Source organism: Allonocardiopsis opalescens (genome assembly GCF_003002095.1).
In the GTDB taxonomy this organism is placed as follows: Bacteria; Actinomycetota; Actinomycetes; order Streptosporangiales; family Streptosporangiaceae; genus Allonocardiopsis; species Allonocardiopsis opalescens.
The window spans coordinates 222,104-240,404 of the sequence record NZ_PVZC01000006.1; the positions used below are offsets into that span (position 1 = coordinate 222,104).

The following is an 18,301-nucleotide window of genomic DNA, read 5'->3' on the forward strand; positions in this document are numbered from 1 at the left end:
GCCGGAGTCCGGCCGCCGGCATCAAGGAGGATGCTGTGAAGGTCGGGGTACCTCGCGAGGTCAAGAACAACGAGTACCGGGTGGCGATCACACCGGCGGGCGTGCACGAACTCACCCGGCACGGCCACGAGGTGGTCGTGGAGCGCGAGGCGGGCACCGGCTCCGCCATCCCCGACGCCGACTTCGCCGCCGCCGGCGCCCGGGTGGCCGGCAGCGCCGACGAGGTGTGGGGCGAGGCCGAACTCGTCCTCAAGGTCAAGGAGCCGGTGGCCGAGGAGTTCCACCGGATGCGCCCGGGCCAGACCCTCTTCACCTACCTGCACCTCGCCGCCTCGCCGGAGTGCACCCGCGCGCTGCTGGAGCGGCGCGTCACCGGCATCGCGTACGAGACCGTGCAGCTGCCCGACGGCACCCTGCCGCTGCTGGCCCCCATGTCTGAGGTGGCCGGGCGGCTGGCCGCGCAGGTGGGCGCGCAGACCCTGATGAGCGTCAACGGCGGGCGCGGCGTGCTGATGGGCGGGGTGCCGGGCGTCTACCCGGCCAAGGTCACCGTGATCGGGGCGGGCGTGTCGGGCCTGAACGCGACCGAGATCGCGGTCGGGATGGGCGCCGACGTCACCCTGCTCGACCTCAGCGTCGCCAAGCTGCGCGCCGCCGACGCCCAGTACCACGGGCGGCTGAAGACCATCGTCTCCAACCGCTACGAACTGGAGCGCGCCGTCCTGGACGCCGACCTGGTGATCGGCGCCGTGCTGGTGCCGGGCGCCCGCGCGCCCAAGCTGGTCACCAACGACATGGTCGCCCGGATGAAGCCCGGCTCGGTGCTGGTGGACATCTCCATCGACCAGGGCGGCTGCTTCGAGGACTCCCGCCCCACCACCCACGCCGAGCCCACCTTCCGGGTGCACGGCTCCGTCTTCTACTGCGTGGCCAATATGCCCGGCGCCGTCCCGCACACCTCCACCTACGCCCTGACCAAGGACACGCTGGCCTACGCCATCGCCCTGGCCGACCGGGGCTGGCGCACCGCCCTCGCCGAGGACCACAGCCTCGCCCAGGGCCTCAACACCCACGACGGCGCCGTCGTCAACGCCGCCGTCGCCGACGCCCACGGCCTGCCGCACCAGAAGCTGGAGAACGTGCTGAGCTGAGCGGGGGCCGCTAGGCCGCCGCCAGCCCGCAGCCGTCGCAGCGGTGCCCGCACACGCCCCAGGGCAGATCGAGGCGCCACGGGCGGCCGCACGAGGGGCAGGCGTCGGGGGCGGCCGGCTCCTCGCCGCCGGGGCGGTGCAGGTAGTAGTAGACCGGGCGGCCCAGGTGCGGGGCGGCGGCCAGGGCGGCGCACAGCTCGCGGCCGGACGCGCTGAGGTCGCTGCCGGCCGCCACCAGTTCGTGCAGGGCGGCGGCTTCCAGCGCGCCGCTCTCGATCCACAGCCGGTCGCAGGCGCGGTACTGCTGCTGCCAGTCCAGCACGCGGGAGCGGATCAGGTCGCCGGGGCCGGCCGGTATCCGGTACAGCGGCACGGTGCCGGAGCAGTCGGCGCAGCGCAGCGGGCTGTCGCGGTCCACGAAGGTGGTGTACAGCAGGTAGGCCGACGGAGTCTCGCAGCCGCACTCCGGTTCGCCGTGCGGGTCGGCGCCCAGCAGGCGCACCCGGGGCGCGCCGTGGCCGGCGGCCGCCAGTTCGGCCAGGGCGGCGCGCACGTAGGGGCCGTGGTGCTCCGGGTCGAGCGCGTCGGCGGCGGGCAGGCTGAGGTAGGCGTGCAGGGCCTGCTCGTCGGCGACGACCGGTGGAGCGGAGTCCAGCACCTGGCCGTTCTGGTGCAGGGCGCCCAGCAGCCGGGGCAGCGCGTGGTCGGCTTCGGCGGTGGGCCGGTCGGGAAGGGCCAGGATCAGGCGGGCGGTGTGCACGCCTCCAGTGTCGCGCCCCGGCCCCGGTACCGCCATCGCGATCGCGGACCGGGCGTGCCGGGCCTCACGCACCGCGCCGAGCCGGTACCGGCCGGTACAGGGGATACAGTCGAGGGAGCCATCCGATCGCACTCTCCGACAGGAGCAGCGTGTCCCGAGCCCAGCCGCAGCCCGTCGCGACGCACCGGATCACCGGACTCGAAGCGTTCCGGCTCCGGCTGCCGCTCACCCGCCGGGCCGAGCGCGAGGGGCGGAGCCGGCCCTTCCTGGAGCACATCCTGGTGCGGGTCGAAGACGCCCTGGGCAGCGTCGGCTGGGGCGAGATCACCCCCGTCACCGACATCTCGCAGGGCGCCGACACGCTCGACACCTGCTGGCGGCAGCTGCGCGAGGTGCTGGCGCCCGCGCTGCTGGACCACGACTGGACGCGTCCCGAGGAGGCCGGCGCGGCCTGGGCGCGGGTCAAGGGCGGCCAGGTCGCGCGGGCCGGGCTGGACATGGCCTGCTGGGACCTCTGGAGCCGGGCCAGGGGCCGGCCGCTGTCGCACGCGCTCGGCGGCACCCGCACCGCCGTGGCCACCGGCGTCACCCTGGCCGCGCAGTCCTCGGTGGAGCAGCTGGTGGAGCTGGTGAACCGGCAGGTGTCGCGCGGCTACCGCAGCGTCACCCTCACGATCGGCCCGGGCCGCGACATCGAGCCGGTGCGCGCGGTGCGCTCCACCTACCCGCACCTGGCCGTGCAGGCCGACGCTCGCGGCGGCTACCCGGAGACGCCCGAGTCGCTTGCCGCGCTGCGCGCCCTGGACGACTACGGCCTCGAACAGCTGCGCCAGCCCTTCGCGCCCGGCGCGCTGGTCGCGCACGCCCGCCTCCAGCGGCGGCTGCGCACCCCCGTCGGCCTGGACCTGTCGGTCACCGGCACCGACCAGCTCGACACCGCCATCGAACTGGAGGCGGCCCGCGCCGTCACCCTGCGGGTGCCGCTGCTGGGCGGGCTGACCGCCGCCCGCCGCGCCCACGACCGCGCGGTGGACGCCGGCTGGCTGGTGTGGTGCGGCGGCGGCCGCGAGTTCGGCGTGGGGCGGGCCGCCAATGTCGCCCTGGCCGGGCTGCCCGGCGTCAGCCTGCTCAACGAGCCGGCCGGCGCCGACCGCAACGGCACCGGGGAGCACGGCGACATCGTCGAACCCCCGGTCCGCGCCGACGACGGCGTGGTCGCGGTGCCGCTGGCCCAGCCGGGCCTCGGCCACGAGGTGGACGAGGCCCGCGTCCGCGCCCTCGCCGGCGCCGTCTGGCGGGCGTAGCCGGGACCGGCCGCCGCGCCTCAGTCGATGCGGACGCTCGTGCCGAACTCGAAGACGCCGCTCTCGCCGGGCTCCACCACGCCCACCTGTTCACCGGTGCAGTCCGGGCCGGAGTAGACGACGGCCCGGGTATCGGCGTCGTTCTGGACGCTCATCGGCCACAAACTCGCCGTGTAGCAGCCACTGGGATTCTCGAAGCGCTGGAAGCCCACGGTGAGGGTCCCCTGGGCGGCCTGGGCGGGTGCGGCCGACGCCACCGGCAGGGCGGTGGCCAGGGCGAGGCAGCCGAGGGCGGTCGCGGTACGGCGCATGGGTGTGCTCCTTCACGGGGTCGGGTGGCGACGATTCGCCGACACTCACTGTTCCCGCTCAACTACTTTCCGTAAACAATGCTGGTGGAGTCGGTCGCGGACCAGGCGCCCCGTCGCGCCGCTCCAGCGGCCCGCGTGCGGCCGGGGCCGGGCGTCCCGCGGGTGCGGCGGCCCCGGCCGAGGTCCCGCCCCGGCCCCGCCATGCGCCGCGTCGCCGGATGACCACGAACGGTGACCCCGTGACCAGGGCGTACGTCGGCGGGGTTGGAATGGTGCCACGGTGTGGCCATGTCTTCGTCGCCGTCGGGACACATTGCGGACGGCGGCGGCGTGTTTGACTTCCGATGGTTTCCGTCCACACGATCTCCGGAGGTCAAGGGTGCCCGCCCTCGATTCGTCCCCAAGCCCGACACCACCGCCGCGCAGAGCCGGCGGCGCCCGCCGCGGCCGCGCCGCCTGGCGCGCGCTGGCCGCGCCGCTGAGCCTGGCCGTCGTACTCGGCCTGGCCGGCACCGGCTACGCGGACCCGGCGCCGTCCGCCGGCGCCGACCCGGTCGCCGCCTCGGCCCCGGCCGCGGCGGCCGCGTCGTCGGGCGGCCCGGCCGCCGTCCCTCTAACGGCCGGCGCCTCGGCGGCCGAGCGGATCGACACCCGCAGCTGGGAGCGCCCGGTGGCGCCCGGGGTGGAGCTGGCGCAGGCCGACAGCTACGACCCGCGCGGCTGGCAGCGCATCACCTCGCTCAGCCTCGACCTGGACGGCGGCGCGCGGGTGGAGTACCTCTCCCCCGGCAGCGTGGCCGAGACCGAGGTCATCTCGGCGCAGGCCGACCGGGTCGGCGCCGTCGCGGCGATCAACGGCGACTTCTTCGACATCAACAACTCCGGCGCCCCGCTGGGCGCCGCGGTGGCCGACGGCGAGATCATCAAGTCGCCCACCCCCGACTGGCCGCGCGCGGTCACGGTGGACGCCGAGGGCGTCGGCCGGGTGCAGGACATCCTGTTCGACGGCACCGTCACCCTCCCCGGCGGCGAGCTGGCGCTGGACCAGCTGAACAGCCCGCAGCTGCGCAGCGGCGGCGTCGCCGCCTTCACCTCGCTGTGGGGCGAGTACCCGCGCTCGCGCGCGGTGCAGGGCGCCGCCCAGGTCACCGAGGTGGTCGTGGTCGACGGCGTGGTCACCGAGGTGCGCGACGCGGCGGGCGAGGGCCCGATCGGCGCCGACACCACCGTGCTGGTCGGCCGGGAGGCCGGGGCGGCGCGGCTGGCCGAGCTGGCGCCCGGCGACCCCGTCGCGGTCGACTACGAGCTGGCCGGGCTGGAGGGCGCCGCGCTGGACACCGCGATCGGCGGCCGCCAGCTGCTGGTCGAGGACGGCCGGGTGCGCGAGGTCAACGACGTGACGCCTGAGCCGCGCACCGCCGTCGGCTTCTCCGAGGACGGCACGGACATGTACCTGGTCACCGCCGACGGGCGGCAGGCCAACAGCCGCGGCGCCACCCTGCGCGAGATGGGCGAGCGCCTGCGCGAACTGGGCGCGCACGTCGGCCTGGAACTGGACGGCGGCGGCTCCTCCACCCTGGCGGCGCGGCTGCCCGGCGGTGACAGCGTGCAGGTGGAGAACGACCCCGGCTCCGAGACGGAGCGGCCGGTCCCCAACGGCCTCGCGGTCTTCGCCGCCGAGGGCAGCGGCCGCCTGGACGGGGTCTGGGTGGACACCGCGATCGACGCGACCGCCGCCCCCGGCGCCGGCCCGGTGGCCGGCGGCCGCCCCGACCGGGTCTTCACCGGCCTGACCCGCTCCCTGGTGGCCACCGGCCACGACGAGGCGTACGGGCCGGTCGAGGGCGACCCGGCGATCCGCTGGAACGCACGCGGCTCCGGCTCGGTCCGCGACGGCGTGTTCCAGGGGCGCCGCCCGGGCGAGGCGACCGTCACGGCCCGCGCCGGGTCGGCGCAGGGCTCCATCGAGCTCGAGGTGCTGGGCGAGCCGGTCCGGGCCGCCGCCACCGAGTCGCACGTCGCCCTGTCGGGCGCCGGAGCCACCGGGTCCTTCGGCGTCGTGGGCTTCGACGAGCACGGCTACACCGCGCCGATCGAGCCCGCCGACGTGCGCCTGGACTTCGATCCCGCACTGGTGGACGTCCAGCCGGGTGCCGACGGCTCGTTCACGGTGAGCGCCGTCGCCGAGTCCGGCAGCGGCACGGTCACCGCCGAGGTCGCCGGGCTGAGCACCAGCCTCGCCGTCACGGTCGGCGTCGAGGAGCGCGTGCTGGCCGACTTCTCCGACGCCGCCGCGTGGACCGCGGGCTCGGCGCGCGGCACCGCCCAGGTCGCCCCGGCGCCGGGCCGCGAGGGCGGCGAGGGCCTGCGGCTGTCCTACGACTTCACCCAGTCCACCGCGACCCGCACCGCCTACGCCATCCCGCCCGCGCCGCTCGCCGTCGACGGCCAGGCGCGCGCGCTGAGCATCTGGGTGGACGGCCGCGGCCGGGGCGAGTGGACCGCGTTCACCGTCATCGACGCCACCGGCCGCTCGCACTCCCTGTACGGGCCCTACATCACCTGGCAGGGCTGGCAGGAGCTGACCATCCCGGTGCCCGACGCGCTGCCGCAGCCGATCCGCGTCAGCCGCTTCTACACGATCGAGCTGGGCGCCGACCGCCAGTACAGGGCCGAGGTCGCGCTGGACGACATCAGCGTGCAGGTCGCGCCGACCGCCCAGATTCCGCCGTCCACCCCGGTGGCCGACGACGTGATCATCACCGACGGCACGGTGGAGGGCGCCGAGTGGCGCTTCGCGGTGATGTCCGACGCCCAGTTCGTGGCGCGCAACCCCGACTCGGAGTTCGTGCAGCGGGCCAGGCGCACCCTCCAGGAGGTGCGGGCCGCCGATCCCGACTTCCTGATCATCAACGGCGACTTCGTGGACGAGGCGTCCGACGCCGACTTCCAGCTGGCCGCCCGGATCCTGGCCGAGGAGCTGGAGGGCGAACTCCCCTACCACTACGTGCCGGGCAACCACGAGGTCATGGGCGGCGACATCGCCAACTTCCGCCGCCACTTCGGTGAGACGACCAGCACCTTCGACCACGAGGGCACCCGCTTCATCACGCTCGACACCTCGCGCGGCACTCTGCTGGGCGGCGGCTTCGAGCAGATCCGGCTGCTGCGCGAGCAGCTGGACGCGGCCGCGCAGGACCCGTCGGTCGGCTCCGTCGTGCTGACCCAGCACCACCCGCCGCGCGACCCGAGCCCGGCCGCGGGCTCGCAGCTCGCCGACCGCCGGGAGGCGGCGATGATCGAGGCGTGGCTGGCGGAGTTCCAGGAGGAGACCGGCAAGGGCGCCCTGTTCGTCGGCGCCCACGTCGGCCGCTTCCACGCCGCCGGCGTCGACGGCGTCCCGTACGTCATCAACGGCAACTCGGGCAAGGCGCCGTCGGCCGACGCCGACAACGGCGGCTTCAGCGGCTGGTCCCTGGTCGGCGTCGACCCGGTCACCGCCGCCGAGGCCGAGGCGGCCCGCGCCGACGCCTACGACGGCGGCCCCGACTGGGTCGGCGTCGAGTTCCGCCCGCACGTGGAGGACCTCGTCCTCGACACCCCGGACACCCTGGCCGCCGGCGAGTCCGCCACCGCGGGCGCCTCGGTCGTCCAGGAGGGCCGCCACGTGCCCGTCCGGTACCCGGTCTCGGCCGACTGGACCGGCACGGGCCTGCACATCGGCACCCCCGGCGGGCACCGCCCGAGCCACATCGCGAGCTTCGACCCGGCCACCGGCACCCTCACGGCGCTGCGCCCGGGCACCGTCGAGATCGCGGTCACCGTCAACGGCGCCACCCGCACGGCGACGGTGGAGGTGGCGCAGTAGCGGGAACGGTGCGCGCCCCCGGCCGGTGGCCGGGGGCGCGTCCGTCCGCTCCATCCGCTGCGGTTTTTCCGGTCGCAGCGGCCATCGGGCAGAGTGGGACCGTGTCAGAGCCGAGCTTGCCCGGGGGTTTCGTCAGCACCGTCGTCCGCGTCGGCGACACGGTGCGCCGTCCCGCGACCGCGCGGACGGCGTTCGTGCGCGAACTGCTGGATCTGCTGGAAGCGGGCGGCTGGCACGGCGCCCCGCGGTTCCTCGGTATGGACGATCAGGGCCGCGAGGTCCTCGACTACCTCGACGGCCATGTGGCCTGGGAGGCGCAGCAGCCCGCCGCCGTCTCGTCGGACGAGAGCCTGGCGGCGGTCGCCCGCCTGGTGCGCGAGTTCCACGGGCTGACCGCCGGAACCCCGCTCGCCGGAGACCAAGAGGTCGTCTGCCACAACGACCTGTCGCCGAAGAACACCGTCTACCGCCCGCTCGGCGGCGAACTGCGCCCCGTCGCCTTCATCGACTGGGACACCGCCGCGCCGGGCGCACGCGTCCACGACATCGCCCACGTCTGCTGGCAGTACCTCGGCCTGGGCCCCTCGCTCCCCGACACCGCCGCCGCGGCCCGGCGCATCCGCCTGATCGCCGACGCCTACGGCCTCACCGACCGCCGAGCCCTCGTCCCCACGATCCTGTGGTGGCAGGACCGCTGCCACCGCGGCATCGACGCCGGCGCCGACGCGGGCGACCCCGCGATGGCCCGCCTCCGCGCCGCCGGCGTGGTCACGGAGGTGCGAAGCGCCTACCAGTGGGTCACCGACCACCGCGACACGCTGGAACACGCCTTGCGCTGAACGCGCGGCGACACCGCGCCGGGCGGCATGGACGTTTTCGCGCATCGCCCGGTGGCCCTGGGAGGCGCGGAGTAGCGTGATCGGCGTTCTGCCGCCGTCGCGAAGGTGCCGCTCGTATGGGTCGGATGGTGCGGACCGCCGAGACCGCGAGTCCCGCTGACTACTGGGATCGGTACGGCCGAGGGCTCGCTGAGGAGAGTCCGGAGGAAGCGCTCAAGGAGGCCTTCGCATGGTGTCGGTATCCAGGTCACGGGCCGGGCGATGAACTGCTCGGCGAGCCGGCTTCGGCGCCGGTCACAGTTGTTCGGACTCAACGATCCACAGCGGACGCCCGTCGCCGCAGACCACCTTCTGGCCGTGAGCGGGTGTCAGGCTCGTTCGGATCACGTGTACGCGGTCCTTGCCCACGTCGGCGACCGGATCCCGGGGCGAGCGCATGAAACGATGCGTCCTCACCTGGTTGTGGATCTCTTTCGCGCTATTGGACCAGTCGATCGTTGAGAAATCGTCGTCCATGAAGCCCGCATAGGTGGCGGCGCTGTGGTCCTGTGGCGTGCCGGGGTCGCGCACTGCCGCGAGTGCGAGGGACTCGCGCAGCAGACGGTAGACGATCGGCAATGCTACAGCGCAGTAGCCGTCCCAAGTGATGTCGTCTTCAAGGGGTATGCCGTCCTGCTGCGCGAGGATGTTCCCGGTGTCGAAGTCGTCGTCCATCCAGTGCACGGTCACGCCGCCGGTCGGGTCGCCATTGCGGATCGCCCACAGCAGCGGTGCCGGGCCGCGGTACTTCGGCAGCACCGAGACGTGGACGTTCATCGCGCCGAAGTTCGGGAGAAGCCGCACCGCTCGGGGAAGCTTCCACGGGAACCCGAAGACGATCAGCAGGTCGACGCGGTAGTTCTCGATGGCGGCGGCGAGACCTGCCATGCTTTCGGGAAGTATCAGGTCCATTCCCGGTGGAACGGCTTCGAGGATGGCTGCGGTCGTCTCACCTGCTTCGGTGAGGTTCGGGCCACCCGGCCGAAGCGAACGACCGTAGAAATACACCACCGGAGGATGGCCGGCGTCCGTGCATGCGGCCTGGATCGTGTCGAACTCTGCCGGGCCGGAAGAGATCACGCCGACCCTCATGCTGTCCGACATGTTCGGCCCTCGTTCAGCGCGGATGTCCTGCCTGCTGTCGTCCGCATCGGCAGTAGTGCGCACATGGCTCAGACCAGCGTGTACTCGCTATGAGGGACGGCCAGCGCCCAGACCGACTCGAACGCGTCGGCGCACAGCTTGGCCACTTCCGGATCGGTGGTCAGTTCGTTGCCGATCCAGCCACCGTCTCCGGTGAAGTGGTTGAACAGCACGGTCGCGCCATCGAAGATCCAGAAGTCGTTTCCGGGTAGGGCCAGTCCGGAAGCGCGGGTGCGGGGCAGCCAGCGGACGTCCTCCCCCGCAGCGATGTTCAGCGGCGTGCCCTCGTGCTCGAACCGGATGTAGTCGGTGACCGGTTCGGAGACGATGCGGGCCCGGCGCAAGCGCACCCCGCGAGTTGAGGTCTTCCTCATCAGGTCCAGCCAGCTCGCCCAGCTCTCTGCGGCCTCCGCAGGTCCCCACCGTCCAGCCCGCCACTCCTCGAAGTCGGCCGCCTCCTCCTGGACCGCGTAGGTGTCGCGCATCTCCAGATGGCAGGCCGACTCCCGGCAGGCGCCGAACAGCCGGGCCCACCCATTCGCGTCAAGCGACTCCATCAGCACCGGCTCCTGGCAGGTAGTCGAACAGGGACTCGGGGACCCGCACAACCGTCTCCCCCGCGGGAATATTCATCTGCGCCAGGTCGGCCGGTTCGCTGACCACATAGCCCTGCACGATGAAGTCGCCGCTCTCCTCGTCCCGGTACAAACGGGGCGATCCGCCCTGCGCCGTTGCACCACCGATGAACACAATCCTCATGACCATCCCTACTGAGTCCCAGTGGAACAACCCGACATTCCTTGAAAACAATGAACGAAGTACGTGCCGTCCCGCCAGTCGACGATCTTCGCAATCACCTGCTTATACAAGATCGTCATTGGCGATGACCATGCGACTCGCACGCCGCAGACCACGCCAGATTTCGGACAGGTTATGCTAGGCAATCCCTGAGTTCAAGACCCGTACGACAGTGGACCGGCTCAGCCGACCTTGATTATCACGCAGATGGGCAGGGTGAGGCATGTGAGAAATAGACCACATGGAGAGGAAAGCGATCCGGCGGCCGGATCTTATCAGTGGAGCCGATCCGATTTCTCAGGCTCAGCAGAAAACGTGGTCCAGGCCCGAGAGGTCCGCGGAGACGTGCACTTCCACGCGGCGACCGCTCCGGCACCGCGCCCGGCCCAACTTCCCGGGGACGTAGGAGGCTTCGTCAACCGGGCCAGAGAACTGCGAGAACTCGACGACGCCCTCGGAGTCGTCACCGCAGGTCCCGCCGCCGAGACCGCCGCACCGCCGGTGGCGGTCATCGTCGGCACGGCAGGAGTCGGCAAGACGGCTCTCGCTGTTCGGTGGGCGAACAGGATGAAGGAGCAATTTCCGGACGGACAGCTCTACGTAAATATGCATGGGTACGATCCTGGGACACCAGTTGCCGCCAAAGATGTGCTTGCCCGTTTCCTTCGCGCCCTTGATCTTCCAGTGGACCGAATCCCCGCCGGGGAAGAGGCGCGTGCGGAGCTGTTCCGTACGTTTGTGGCGCGACGACGTATTCTTGTGCTCCTGGACAACGCGGTGACGGCCGGACAGATCCGGCCGCTCCTGCCAGGATCGTCGAGTTGCCCGGTGATCATTACGAGTCGCACCAGGATGTCTGGTCTGGTCGCGCGTGAGGGAGCGTTTCGCGTGAGTGTAGGGACTCTTTCCGAAGCCGAGTCCGTCCATCTGCTCCGCACCGTCATGTCCGGGTATCGCAGCAGCGAGGACGATGAAGAACTGGCCGAGCTGGCGCGCCTGTGCGCTCGGCTTCCTCTAGCACTGCGGATCGTCGCCGAACGCGCCGTCGTCCGTCCGCGGATGCCGCTGCGCGCGCTCATCGCGGAGTTGCGCGACGAGTCCGGCCTCTGGGACGCCCTGTCCACTGAGGACGCGGAGGAAGCGGACGCGGTCCGAACCGTGTTCGCCTGGTCCTACCGTGCGCTCAGCCCGCAGGCGGCGCGTGTGTTCAGGCTCCTGGGACTGCACCCGGGGCCGGAGATCGGCGTTGAGGCGGCCGCAGCTCTCACCGCCATGGCCACGTCCGAGGCACGCCGCCAACTCGACACCTTGGCCGGAGCGCACCTGTTAGAGGAGTGCGGCCACGACCGTTACCAGTTCCACGATCTCCTGAGAGCCTATGCCGTCGACCAGAGCCGCAGCGAGGATTCGGAGGCGGAGCGCCGCACCGCCCGGAGTCGCGTCTTCGGCTGGTACCTGCACGGTGCGTCCGCGGCCGCTCGATCGGCGTCGAGCGGCTACACACCGCCGGTCGAACCGGAACCGCTGCCCGCCGGTGTGATGGCCGCGGCCTTCGAGGACAGAAAGGCCGCGATCGCCTGGTACGAGACCGAACGGGACAATCTGAGCTCCGTGACCCGAGCCGCGCATGCCGCGGGAATGGAGCGGATCGCCTGGCAGATCCCTGCGGTCCTCACCATGATCATTGCGGATCGGGAGCCGGCCGACGCCTGGCTGCCGACCCAGCGGACGGCTCTGGAAGCGGCACGCCGGGCCGGTGACCGATATGGCGAGGCCATCACGCACGACAACCTGGGTATCGCCTACCGGCATCTGTTCCGCCTCTTGCAGGCCGAAGAGCACTTCACCGCTGCACAGACCGCATTTCGTGAGCTGGGCGACACGTTCGGGGACGCCCGGGCGACCAACGGCCTGGGCGTCTGCCATATGTTCGCGCACCGTGTCGAACGGGCCGCGAGGTGTTTCGAAGAGGCTCTGGCTTTGGTGAAGGAGCTGGGCGACCAGGCGTACACCGGCTATTTCACCCGCAATCTGGGCTGGGCGCTGCTGGAAGCCGAGCGGCTCGATCGGGCCGAAGCCTTGTTGCGACAGGCCGCCGAACTGCTCCGTGCGGTGAACGAGCCCCTGGAAGTGGCCGAGGCGCTGACCCTGCTGGCGGCGGTCCTGTGGCGGTCCCGCCGTTTCGGGGAGGCACAGGAGACCGCCGAGCGCGCATTGGCGATCGCCGGTGATTTCGATGGCACTCTGTTCCAGGCGCTCGCGCTGCTCGAACTGGGACGCATCGCGCTCGCACGGGACGACGGCGCTGAGGCCCTGCCGCACCTACAGCAGGCCGCGATCCTATTTCAGCAGGTCGGACGCCCTGATCTGCAGGCCGCCGCCTGGGATACGACCGGTGAGGCGTACCTGCTGCTCGGACGCACCGGCGAAGCCGTCGAGTTCAGTCGGCAGGCGTCCACTGCGCATCGCGGCAGAGGGGATCAGTGGGCACTCGCGATCTCGCTGTCGAACCTCGCCAAAGCACTGGCTGGAACTGGAGACCTCCGCGAGGCACGCAACCAGCAGCGCGAGGCGGTGCGGCTGCTCGCCGATTTCCCCGATCCCTCGGCCATGAGACGGCGAGCCGAACTCCAGGAGGACTCCGGTGGCGACTGAGAGGCGGGGCGGCGTCCAGCCCAAGGGACCTCGGAGTGCCCGTCGAGGAACTGCCGGCGCGGCACGAGGCGGGCAAGACCTACTTCGGGATCTGCCGCGGTATGGGCGTGGACGACGGCTCGATCCGCAGCCGGGTGGTGGCGGCCCGAGCCCGCCGGGTCGCCGGACGTGACCGGGCGGAACCGGGCACCGTTTGCGAAAAGCCCCAGGGGTAGACACAAGGCCATGGCAGCGACGACGAGCGGTAGCAGCGCGGGCGACCGGCAGAGTACGGCCGAGCAGGCCAAGGACCAGGCCAAGGACGCCGGTCGGCAGGCCAAGGAGGCCGGGCGGGAGGCCAGGGAGGCTGGGCGGGAGGCGTCGCGCAGCCGGTACTTCGAGGTCGCGGCGCGGGTGGGGCTGGCCGGGCGGGGGCTGCTGTTCCTGATGGTCGGGCTGATCGCGGTGCAGATCGCGGCGGGCGGGGGGTCGGGGCAGGAGGCGGAGACGTCCGGGGCGCTGCGGGCGGTCGCGGCCACGCCCGGCGGGGTCGTCGCGCTGGCCGCGGTCGCGGTCGGGCTGCTCGCGCTGACGCTGTGGCAGCTGGCCGCCGTCGTCTTCGGCGACCGCGACGACGCGCACCGGACCACCCAGCGGATCGCCGCGGGCGGGCGGCTGGTCGTGTACGCGGCGCTGTGCGTGACGGTCGTGGGCTTCCTGCTGGGCTCGGGCGGCGGCTCGCAGGACCAGGGCTCCGAGGCGGCCACCGCCCAGCTGATGGCGCTGCCCTTCGGGCAGCTGCTGGTGGGCGCCGCGGGCCTGGCCCTGATCGGCACCGGGTTCTTCTTCGGCTACCAGGGCGTGCGCGCGACCTTCACCAAGGACCTGCGGACGGGCGCCATGTCGCCGCCGGTGCGCGCGGCCGTGGTGTGGCTGGGCCGGATCGGGCACTGCGCCAAGGGTGTGGTGGCCATCGCGGCCGGGGTCCTGGTCGTGCAGGCGGCGATCACCTTCGATCCCGAGCGCGCCGAGGGCGTGGACGGCTCCCTGCGCGCCCTCGCCGCCGCCCCGTTCGGCCCGTGGGTGCTGGGCGGCACCGCGGCCGGGCTGGCGGTCTTCGGCGTCTTCTGCTTCTGCGAGGCGTACTGGGCGCGGCGCTGAGCGGTCCGGCCGCGCCCGGGCCGGGTACGCCGACCGGAACCCGGGGCGTCCCGCACACGCCGGTGAGCGCACCCGGCCTCACGCCGGTCGCGCGTACCCCTTCTGCACCAGGTAGCCGCCCCACTCCGACGCCTCGTCCTGGCGGCCGGTCTCCAGCAGGAGCTGCATCAGCAGGGTCATCGCCTCGACGTCCTCGGCGCGGGCGGCCTCGCGCAGCCAGTGCTCGGCTTCGGGGAGGCGGCCGGTCTCCTTGAGGAGGCGGCCGAGGTTGCGCTTGGCGGCGTCGTTGCCGGCCTGGGCGGCGTGGCGGAGCAGGCGTTCGGCCTCGGGGTACTCGCGGCGGTCCAGCAGGTCGCGGGCGAGGGCGTTCATGGCGGGGACGTGGCCGGACTGGGCGGCGCGCTGGAGGTAGGGCCGGGCCTCCGGGTAGCGGTTCTGGCCGTTGAGGAGGACGGTGAGGTTCCAGGAGGCGCCGGTGTGGCCGGTGTCGGCGCTGCGGCGCAGCCACTGCTCGGCCGCGCCGGGGTCGCGCTCGGCGAGGTCGTTGCCGATGTTGAACATGGCGTCGGGGTGGCCGCGCTCGGCGGCCCAGTGGTACCACTGGCCGCCCTCGTCGGCCCGGCCGGTCTCGCGCAGCAGGCTGCCGAGGTTGAACATGGCCTCGACGTCGCCGTTCCCGGCGGCCGTGCGCAGCCACTGCTCGGCCTCCTGGTGGCGCTGGGCCATGGCCAGGAAGACGCCGTAGTGGGTCATCGCCTTGGGGTAGCCGGTGTTGGCGGCGTGGTGGTACCACTGCTCGGCCTCTGCCGCGCGCTGGGTCTGGCCCAGCAGGATGGCGACCTGGAGGGCGGCCTCGGGGTCGCCGGCCGCCGCGGCCTGCCGGAACCAGTGCTCCGCCTCGGCCAGCCGACCGGCCCGCTTGAGCTGCATCCCGGGACTGTCCACCGCAGGCGTCCGCCTTCCGCACCGTAGTCTCGTGGCCGAGTTGTGCCCCGTGGCGCTCATGGTCACGCGGGGCGGGCCTGCACAAGGATACGGGCGCCGCCGCACCGCTTGCGGCGCTTTGGCGCACCGGCGGAGGCGCACGGCGGCGGGGCGGGCGGCCCGTCCTGCACCGCCCGCCCCGCCGGGTGCCGCGCGTCCTTGCTCAGCCGCCCGGCGGCGGGTCGGTCCTGCGGGCGGGGAACTGGTGGACGGCCTGGTAGGTGGGCCGGTTCTGCCAGGCGATCCTCGGCTGGGTGATGCCGCCGAGGGTGGAGTGCACGATGCTGTCGGCGCACAGCTGGTCGCCCGAATCACACTCGGCGTCGCCCGGATAGGTCGTCTCCCAGGGCTCGGCCGCCGCCTGGGCCAGGGTCTCCAGCAGCACCGCGCGGCACTGCGCGAGCTCTCCGCCGCCGCAGTAGGCGGTGCCGAAGCCGCCCTGGACCTCCTCGCCGAGCACGGCGCGCAGGTCCTTGTCGACGTAGCCCCACCAGCCGTACTGGAAGGCCGAGCCGCGGTGCGGCTGCGACTGGTTGGGGCTGCCGCCCGAGCCGCCCCCGCCGTTCTGGCCGCCCGACGGCGTCTCGTTGATCTGCACCAGCCGGGTCAGCTGCTCGTAGAGCGGGGTGCCGAGCCCGGGTTCGAACTGGGCCCGCACCAGCAGCGGCCACCAGGCGTCCAGGGTGTGGATCGCCTCCGCGTGCACGTACTCGCCGGCGCCCAGCTCCGGCTCGCGGCGCAGCGAGCCGTCCTCGTGCCAGGCGCGCAGCTCCGCGACGGCGGCCGCCAGCTCGGGGTCGTCCACGGGCGCGCTGTCGATGACCCGCAGCAGCTCGGGCAGCACCTGCTCGGCGCGCAGGTCGGCCACGCCGGCCTCCATCATGGTCTGCACCAGGGAGGCGCGGGTGAACGCGTGGCCCTCGGCGATCAGCGCGCTGATGCGCCCGTCGAGCAGGTCGCCGCGGTGCACGGCGCCCATCCCCCAGCCCGAGGTGTAGCCCGCGGCCTGCCGGTTGTTCCAGTTGGAGATGTAGTCCTGGTTGACCACTTGGGGCCGCTCGGCGAAGGGGTGGTAGCGGGCGCCGTTGTCGGCCGGGTTCCAGTCCTGCCACTGGTAGGCGGGTTCGGACCAGATCGGCAGGTTGGGGTCGGTGCCCTGCGCCCGCACCGGGTTCGCGCCGGAGTTGAAGAAGGCGATGTCGTCGGTGTCGGTGTAGAACCAGTTGAAGGCGTAGCCGACGTCGAAGGCGGCCCGCTGGAAGTCGGCGGCCGAGGTGATGGCCGCGGGCTCGTTGAACTGCTGGAAGCCGATGATCGAGTCGACCTCGCGCAGGTAGGTGGAGCGGCGCGTCACGTAGGCGACGGGGGTGCCGTCGACGGTCGCGAAGCTCTCCACCAGCCCGTAGGGGGTGCGCAGCGACAGCAGCCGGTAGGAGCCGGCCGGGGTCTGGTCGGCCACGGTCGGCGTCCAGCTGTTGTCCACCGACAGCTCCTCGAACGGGACGCAGTCCTCGCCATCGAGGTAGTGCCGCGACTCGGTGGTGGGCGCGGAGCCGTCGGGCTCGCACAGCCGCAGCGCGAAGGTGTCGGTGATGTCCTGCGAGGCGCTGGTGGGGCTCCAGGCGTAGTCGGGGCCGCGGCCGATCTGCACGTAGAAGCTGAGCCCGGGGAAGGACGCGCCGCGCGCGCTGATACCGGGGCCCTGCAGCTCCTGCACCATCAGCAGCTGCGGCGAGAAGTAGCCGGTCTGCGGCCCGGCCACCATGATCGGGTCGCCGCTGGCGGTGTGCTCGCCGGCCACCAGCAGCGCGTTGGACATGCCGTCGGGGTCGCTGATCAGGTCGCCCGGCAGCACGCCGTCGTTGAACAGGCCGCGGACGTGCTCCAGATTCTCCTCGACCTCGCCGGGCGCGACCAGGTCCTCGGCGCCGCCGGGCGTCGCGGTGGGCGCGGGCTCGGTGGCGGTGCCCTCCGACTGCGGCACGGGCTCGGCCGACGCGCCGCTCGCGGCGGCGCCGGAGGCGTCGCGGACGAGTTCGTGCGGCACCACCGAGCCGGGGTCGGCGAGCGCGACGCCGACGGGGTCCTCGGGGCTCTGCGCGTACGGGAACTCGCCCTCGTGCACGGTGAGGACCGACTCGGGGTCGTTCTGGGCCCGCCACGCCTCGTATAGCCGCTCGCCCTCCTGGGCGCCGTAGCGCTCCTGGAAGGCCAGCAGCGCCAGCCCGGACGCGACCTCGCCGCCACCGCCGCCGCCGAACAGCAGGCCGACCACCGAGGCGATGCCGACGACGTCGGTCGGGGTGAAGTGCTCGATGGTGCCGCGCTGGGTGATGGCGTCCATGTGCCCGGTGAGCACGTACTCACCGGGGTAGTCGCGGTCGGCGCGCGCCTCGTCGATGTAGGCGTTCATGCCCGCGACGTAGTCCTCCACGTCGGCCAGGGCCTGGGCGCCGCGCGGCCCCGAGGCGGCGACGCGGTCGATCTGCGCCTGGAGGTCGGCCTCGGTGTAGGGGGCGCCCCGCCACAGGCTCTGCTCCAGCGCCTGGTTGGACGGGGCGCCGCCGGCGAAGCTGGTCAGTTCGCCGCGGCCGAGGCGGCGGAAGACGTCGATCAGGAAGAGGCGGTCGCCGGCCGCGGCGTAGCCGGCGCCGAACATGGTGCCCTCGCGGGTGGTGCCGGTGATGTGCGGCACCCCGGTGGCGCGGTCGCGGACGATCTCCACGTCCGCGCGCGGGCGGACCCGGCTCTCGACCTGGCCGGCGGGCACGCCGAAGGAGGCGTCGTTGAAGAAGTCGTCCAGCTGGGCGTCGGTCAGCCCGGTGTAGGAGTGCAGCAGCCGGTCGTAGGGCACCATCTGGTCGCCCGCGTGCCGGGGCATGGTGCCGAAGACCTGATGGGCCAGGATGTCGACCAGGGTGGCGTTGCCGTTCTGGCCGGGCGGCAGGATGTCGGCGCACTGGTCGCCGCAGTAGTCGACGGCGGCCTGGACGGGGGCGGGCGGCTCGGCGGCGGCCGGCGCGGCCGCCGAGGCCGCCGGCGGGAACGCGATCACCGGTACGGCGGCCAGCGCCGCCGCCCGGACACGGAGGGGACGGGTCACGGTGCACCTCTTCGCGGGAGGCGGGACCAAGCGGGTTACCGACACGTAAACAGACTCGGTTCGGTCGCGAAAGATCCTCACGTTGCCGGCCGGCCCCGCACCGTCGCCCTCTACGCACGGCGACGGTGCCGTCACCCTGGACCACCAGCGGCGGGACCGGCCGGCGGACGCCGTCAAGGGCGCCCGTCTGGCCGGACCCGGCCATC

General features: G+C 72.9%; 14 protein-coding genes. 7 read left to right on the forward strand and 7 right to left on the reverse strand.

Annotated elements, in window-relative coordinates:
- The first annotated feature begins 35 nt into the window (after positions 1-35).
- Positions 36-1,151 carry an alanine dehydrogenase gene (ald, locus tag CLV72_RS20605; RefSeq protein ID WP_106248970.1) on the forward strand — a complete coding sequence of 372 codons (1,116 nt, stop codon included), beginning with the start codon at positions 36-38 and terminating at the stop codon, positions 1,149-1,151.
- A 10-nt stretch (positions 1,152-1,161) separates the two neighbouring features.
- On the opposite strand, the gene CLV72_RS20610 is transcribed toward ald, so the two are convergent.
- The gene (locus tag CLV72_RS20610) at positions 1,162-1,911 is read right to left on the reverse strand and encodes a DUF2310 family Zn-ribbon-containing protein (RefSeq protein WP_170141053.1); all 750 of its coding nucleotides are present in this window, start codon (positions 1,909-1,911) and stop codon (positions 1,162-1,164) included.
- A 149-nt stretch (positions 1,912-2,060) separates the two neighbouring features.
- Here CLV72_RS20610 and CLV72_RS20615 point away from each other — a divergent pair, with 149 nt between their 5' ends.
- Complete coding sequence (locus CLV72_RS20615; RefSeq protein ID WP_245930331.1) at positions 2,061-3,215, forward strand: enolase C-terminal domain-like protein; 1,155 nt, start codon at positions 2,061-2,063, stop codon at positions 3,213-3,215.
- Positions 3,216-3,235: 20 nt separating this feature from the next.
- On the opposite strand, the gene CLV72_RS20620 is transcribed toward CLV72_RS20615, so the two are convergent.
- Positions 3,236-3,526, reverse strand: a complete 291-nt coding sequence (locus CLV72_RS20620) for a hypothetical protein (protein ID WP_106248974.1) — start codon at positions 3,524-3,526, stop codon at positions 3,236-3,238.
- A 379-nt stretch (positions 3,527-3,905) separates the two neighbouring features.
- Between CLV72_RS20620 and CLV72_RS20625 the strand changes: the two genes are divergently transcribed.
- Complete coding sequence (locus tag CLV72_RS20625) at positions 3,906-7,394, forward strand: phosphodiester glycosidase family protein (protein WP_211302994.1); 3,489 nt, start codon at positions 3,906-3,908, stop codon at positions 7,392-7,394.
- A 101-nt stretch (positions 7,395-7,495) separates the two neighbouring features.
- Entirely contained in the window at positions 7,496-8,233 is a 738-nt protein-coding gene (locus tag CLV72_RS20630) for a phosphotransferase (protein WP_106248976.1), read from the forward strand.
- Positions 8,234-8,527: 294 nt separating this feature from the next.
- Here CLV72_RS20630 and CLV72_RS20640 read toward each other — a convergent pair whose 3' ends face one another.
- From CLV72_RS20640 to CLV72_RS20650, 3 genes are all read right to left on the reverse strand, one after another.
- On the reverse strand, positions 8,528-9,376 hold the full coding sequence (locus CLV72_RS20640) for a methionyl-tRNA formyltransferase (protein WP_106248978.1): 849 nt from the start codon (positions 9,374-9,376) through the stop codon (positions 8,528-8,530).
- A 68-nt stretch (positions 9,377-9,444) separates the two neighbouring features.
- Positions 9,445-9,972 carry a DUF6879 family protein gene (locus CLV72_RS20645; protein WP_106248981.1) on the reverse strand — a complete coding sequence of 176 codons (528 nt, stop codon included), beginning with the start codon at positions 9,970-9,972 and terminating at the stop codon, positions 9,445-9,447.
- Complete coding sequence (locus CLV72_RS20650; protein WP_245930332.1) at positions 9,959-10,174, reverse strand: hypothetical protein; 216 nt, start codon at positions 10,172-10,174, stop codon at positions 9,959-9,961. Before CLV72_RS20650 ends, CLV72_RS20645 begins: the two co-directional genes overlap by 14 nt.
- A gap of 384 nt (positions 10,175-10,558) precedes the next feature.
- On the opposite strand from CLV72_RS20650, the gene CLV72_RS20655 reads away from it, so the two are divergent.
- From CLV72_RS20655 to CLV72_RS20665, 3 genes are read left to right on the forward strand one after another with little or no spacing between them, the layout of a single operon-like run.
- Positions 10,559-12,868 (forward strand): ATP-binding protein, encoded by a 2,310-nt coding sequence (locus CLV72_RS20655; protein WP_211302995.1) that lies wholly within the window; start codon positions 10,559-10,561, stop codon positions 12,866-12,868.
- Between the two features lie 35 nt (positions 12,869-12,903).
- Complete coding sequence (locus CLV72_RS20660) at positions 12,904-13,083, forward strand: hypothetical protein (protein ID WP_106248987.1); 180 nt, start codon at positions 12,904-12,906, stop codon at positions 13,081-13,083.
- 10 nt (positions 13,084-13,093) lie between these two features.
- Entirely contained in the window at positions 13,094-14,008 is a 915-nt protein-coding gene (locus tag CLV72_RS20665; protein WP_106248990.1) for a DUF1206 domain-containing protein, read from the forward strand.
- Positions 14,009-14,086: 78 nt separating this feature from the next.
- On the opposite strand, the gene CLV72_RS20670 is transcribed toward CLV72_RS20665, so the two are convergent.
- Together CLV72_RS20670 and CLV72_RS20675 are read right to left on the reverse strand one after the other, a co-directional pair.
- Positions 14,087-14,938 (reverse strand): tetratricopeptide repeat protein, encoded by an 852-nt coding sequence (locus CLV72_RS20670; protein ID WP_146159504.1) that lies wholly within the window; start codon positions 14,936-14,938, stop codon positions 14,087-14,089.
- Between the two features lie 217 nt (positions 14,939-15,155).
- Positions 15,156-18,095: a penicillin acylase family protein gene (locus CLV72_RS20675; RefSeq protein WP_211302996.1), complete on the reverse strand. Its 2,940-nt coding sequence runs from the start codon at positions 18,093-18,095 to the stop codon at positions 15,156-15,158.
- Positions 18,096-18,301 lie beyond the last annotated feature (206 nt).

Bases quoted from the DNA above. Each gene is read 5' to 3' on its own strand.
- CLV72_RS20670 (WP_146159504.1), bottom strand. From the start codon at position 14,938: ATGCAGCTCAAGCGGGCCGGTCGGCTGGCCGAGGCGGAGCACTGGTTC.
- CLV72_RS20650 (WP_245930332.1), bottom strand. From the start codon at position 10,174: ATGAGGATTGTGTTCATCGGTGGTGCAACGGCGCAGGGCGGATCGCCC.
- CLV72_RS20665 (WP_106248990.1), top strand. From the start codon at position 13,094: ATGGCAGCGACGACGAGCGGTAGCAGCGCGGGCGACCGGCAGAGTACG.
- CLV72_RS20620 (WP_106248974.1), bottom strand. From the start codon at position 3,526: ATGCGCCGTACCGCGACCGCCCTCGGCTGCCTCGCCCTGGCCACCGCC.
- CLV72_RS20640 (WP_106248978.1), bottom strand. From the start codon at position 9,376: ATGTCGGACAGCATGAGGGTCGGCGTGATCTCTTCCGGCCCGGCAGAG.
- CLV72_RS20645 (WP_106248981.1), bottom strand. From the start codon at position 9,972: ATGGAGTCGCTTGACGCGAATGGGTGGGCCCGGCTGTTCGGCGCCTGC.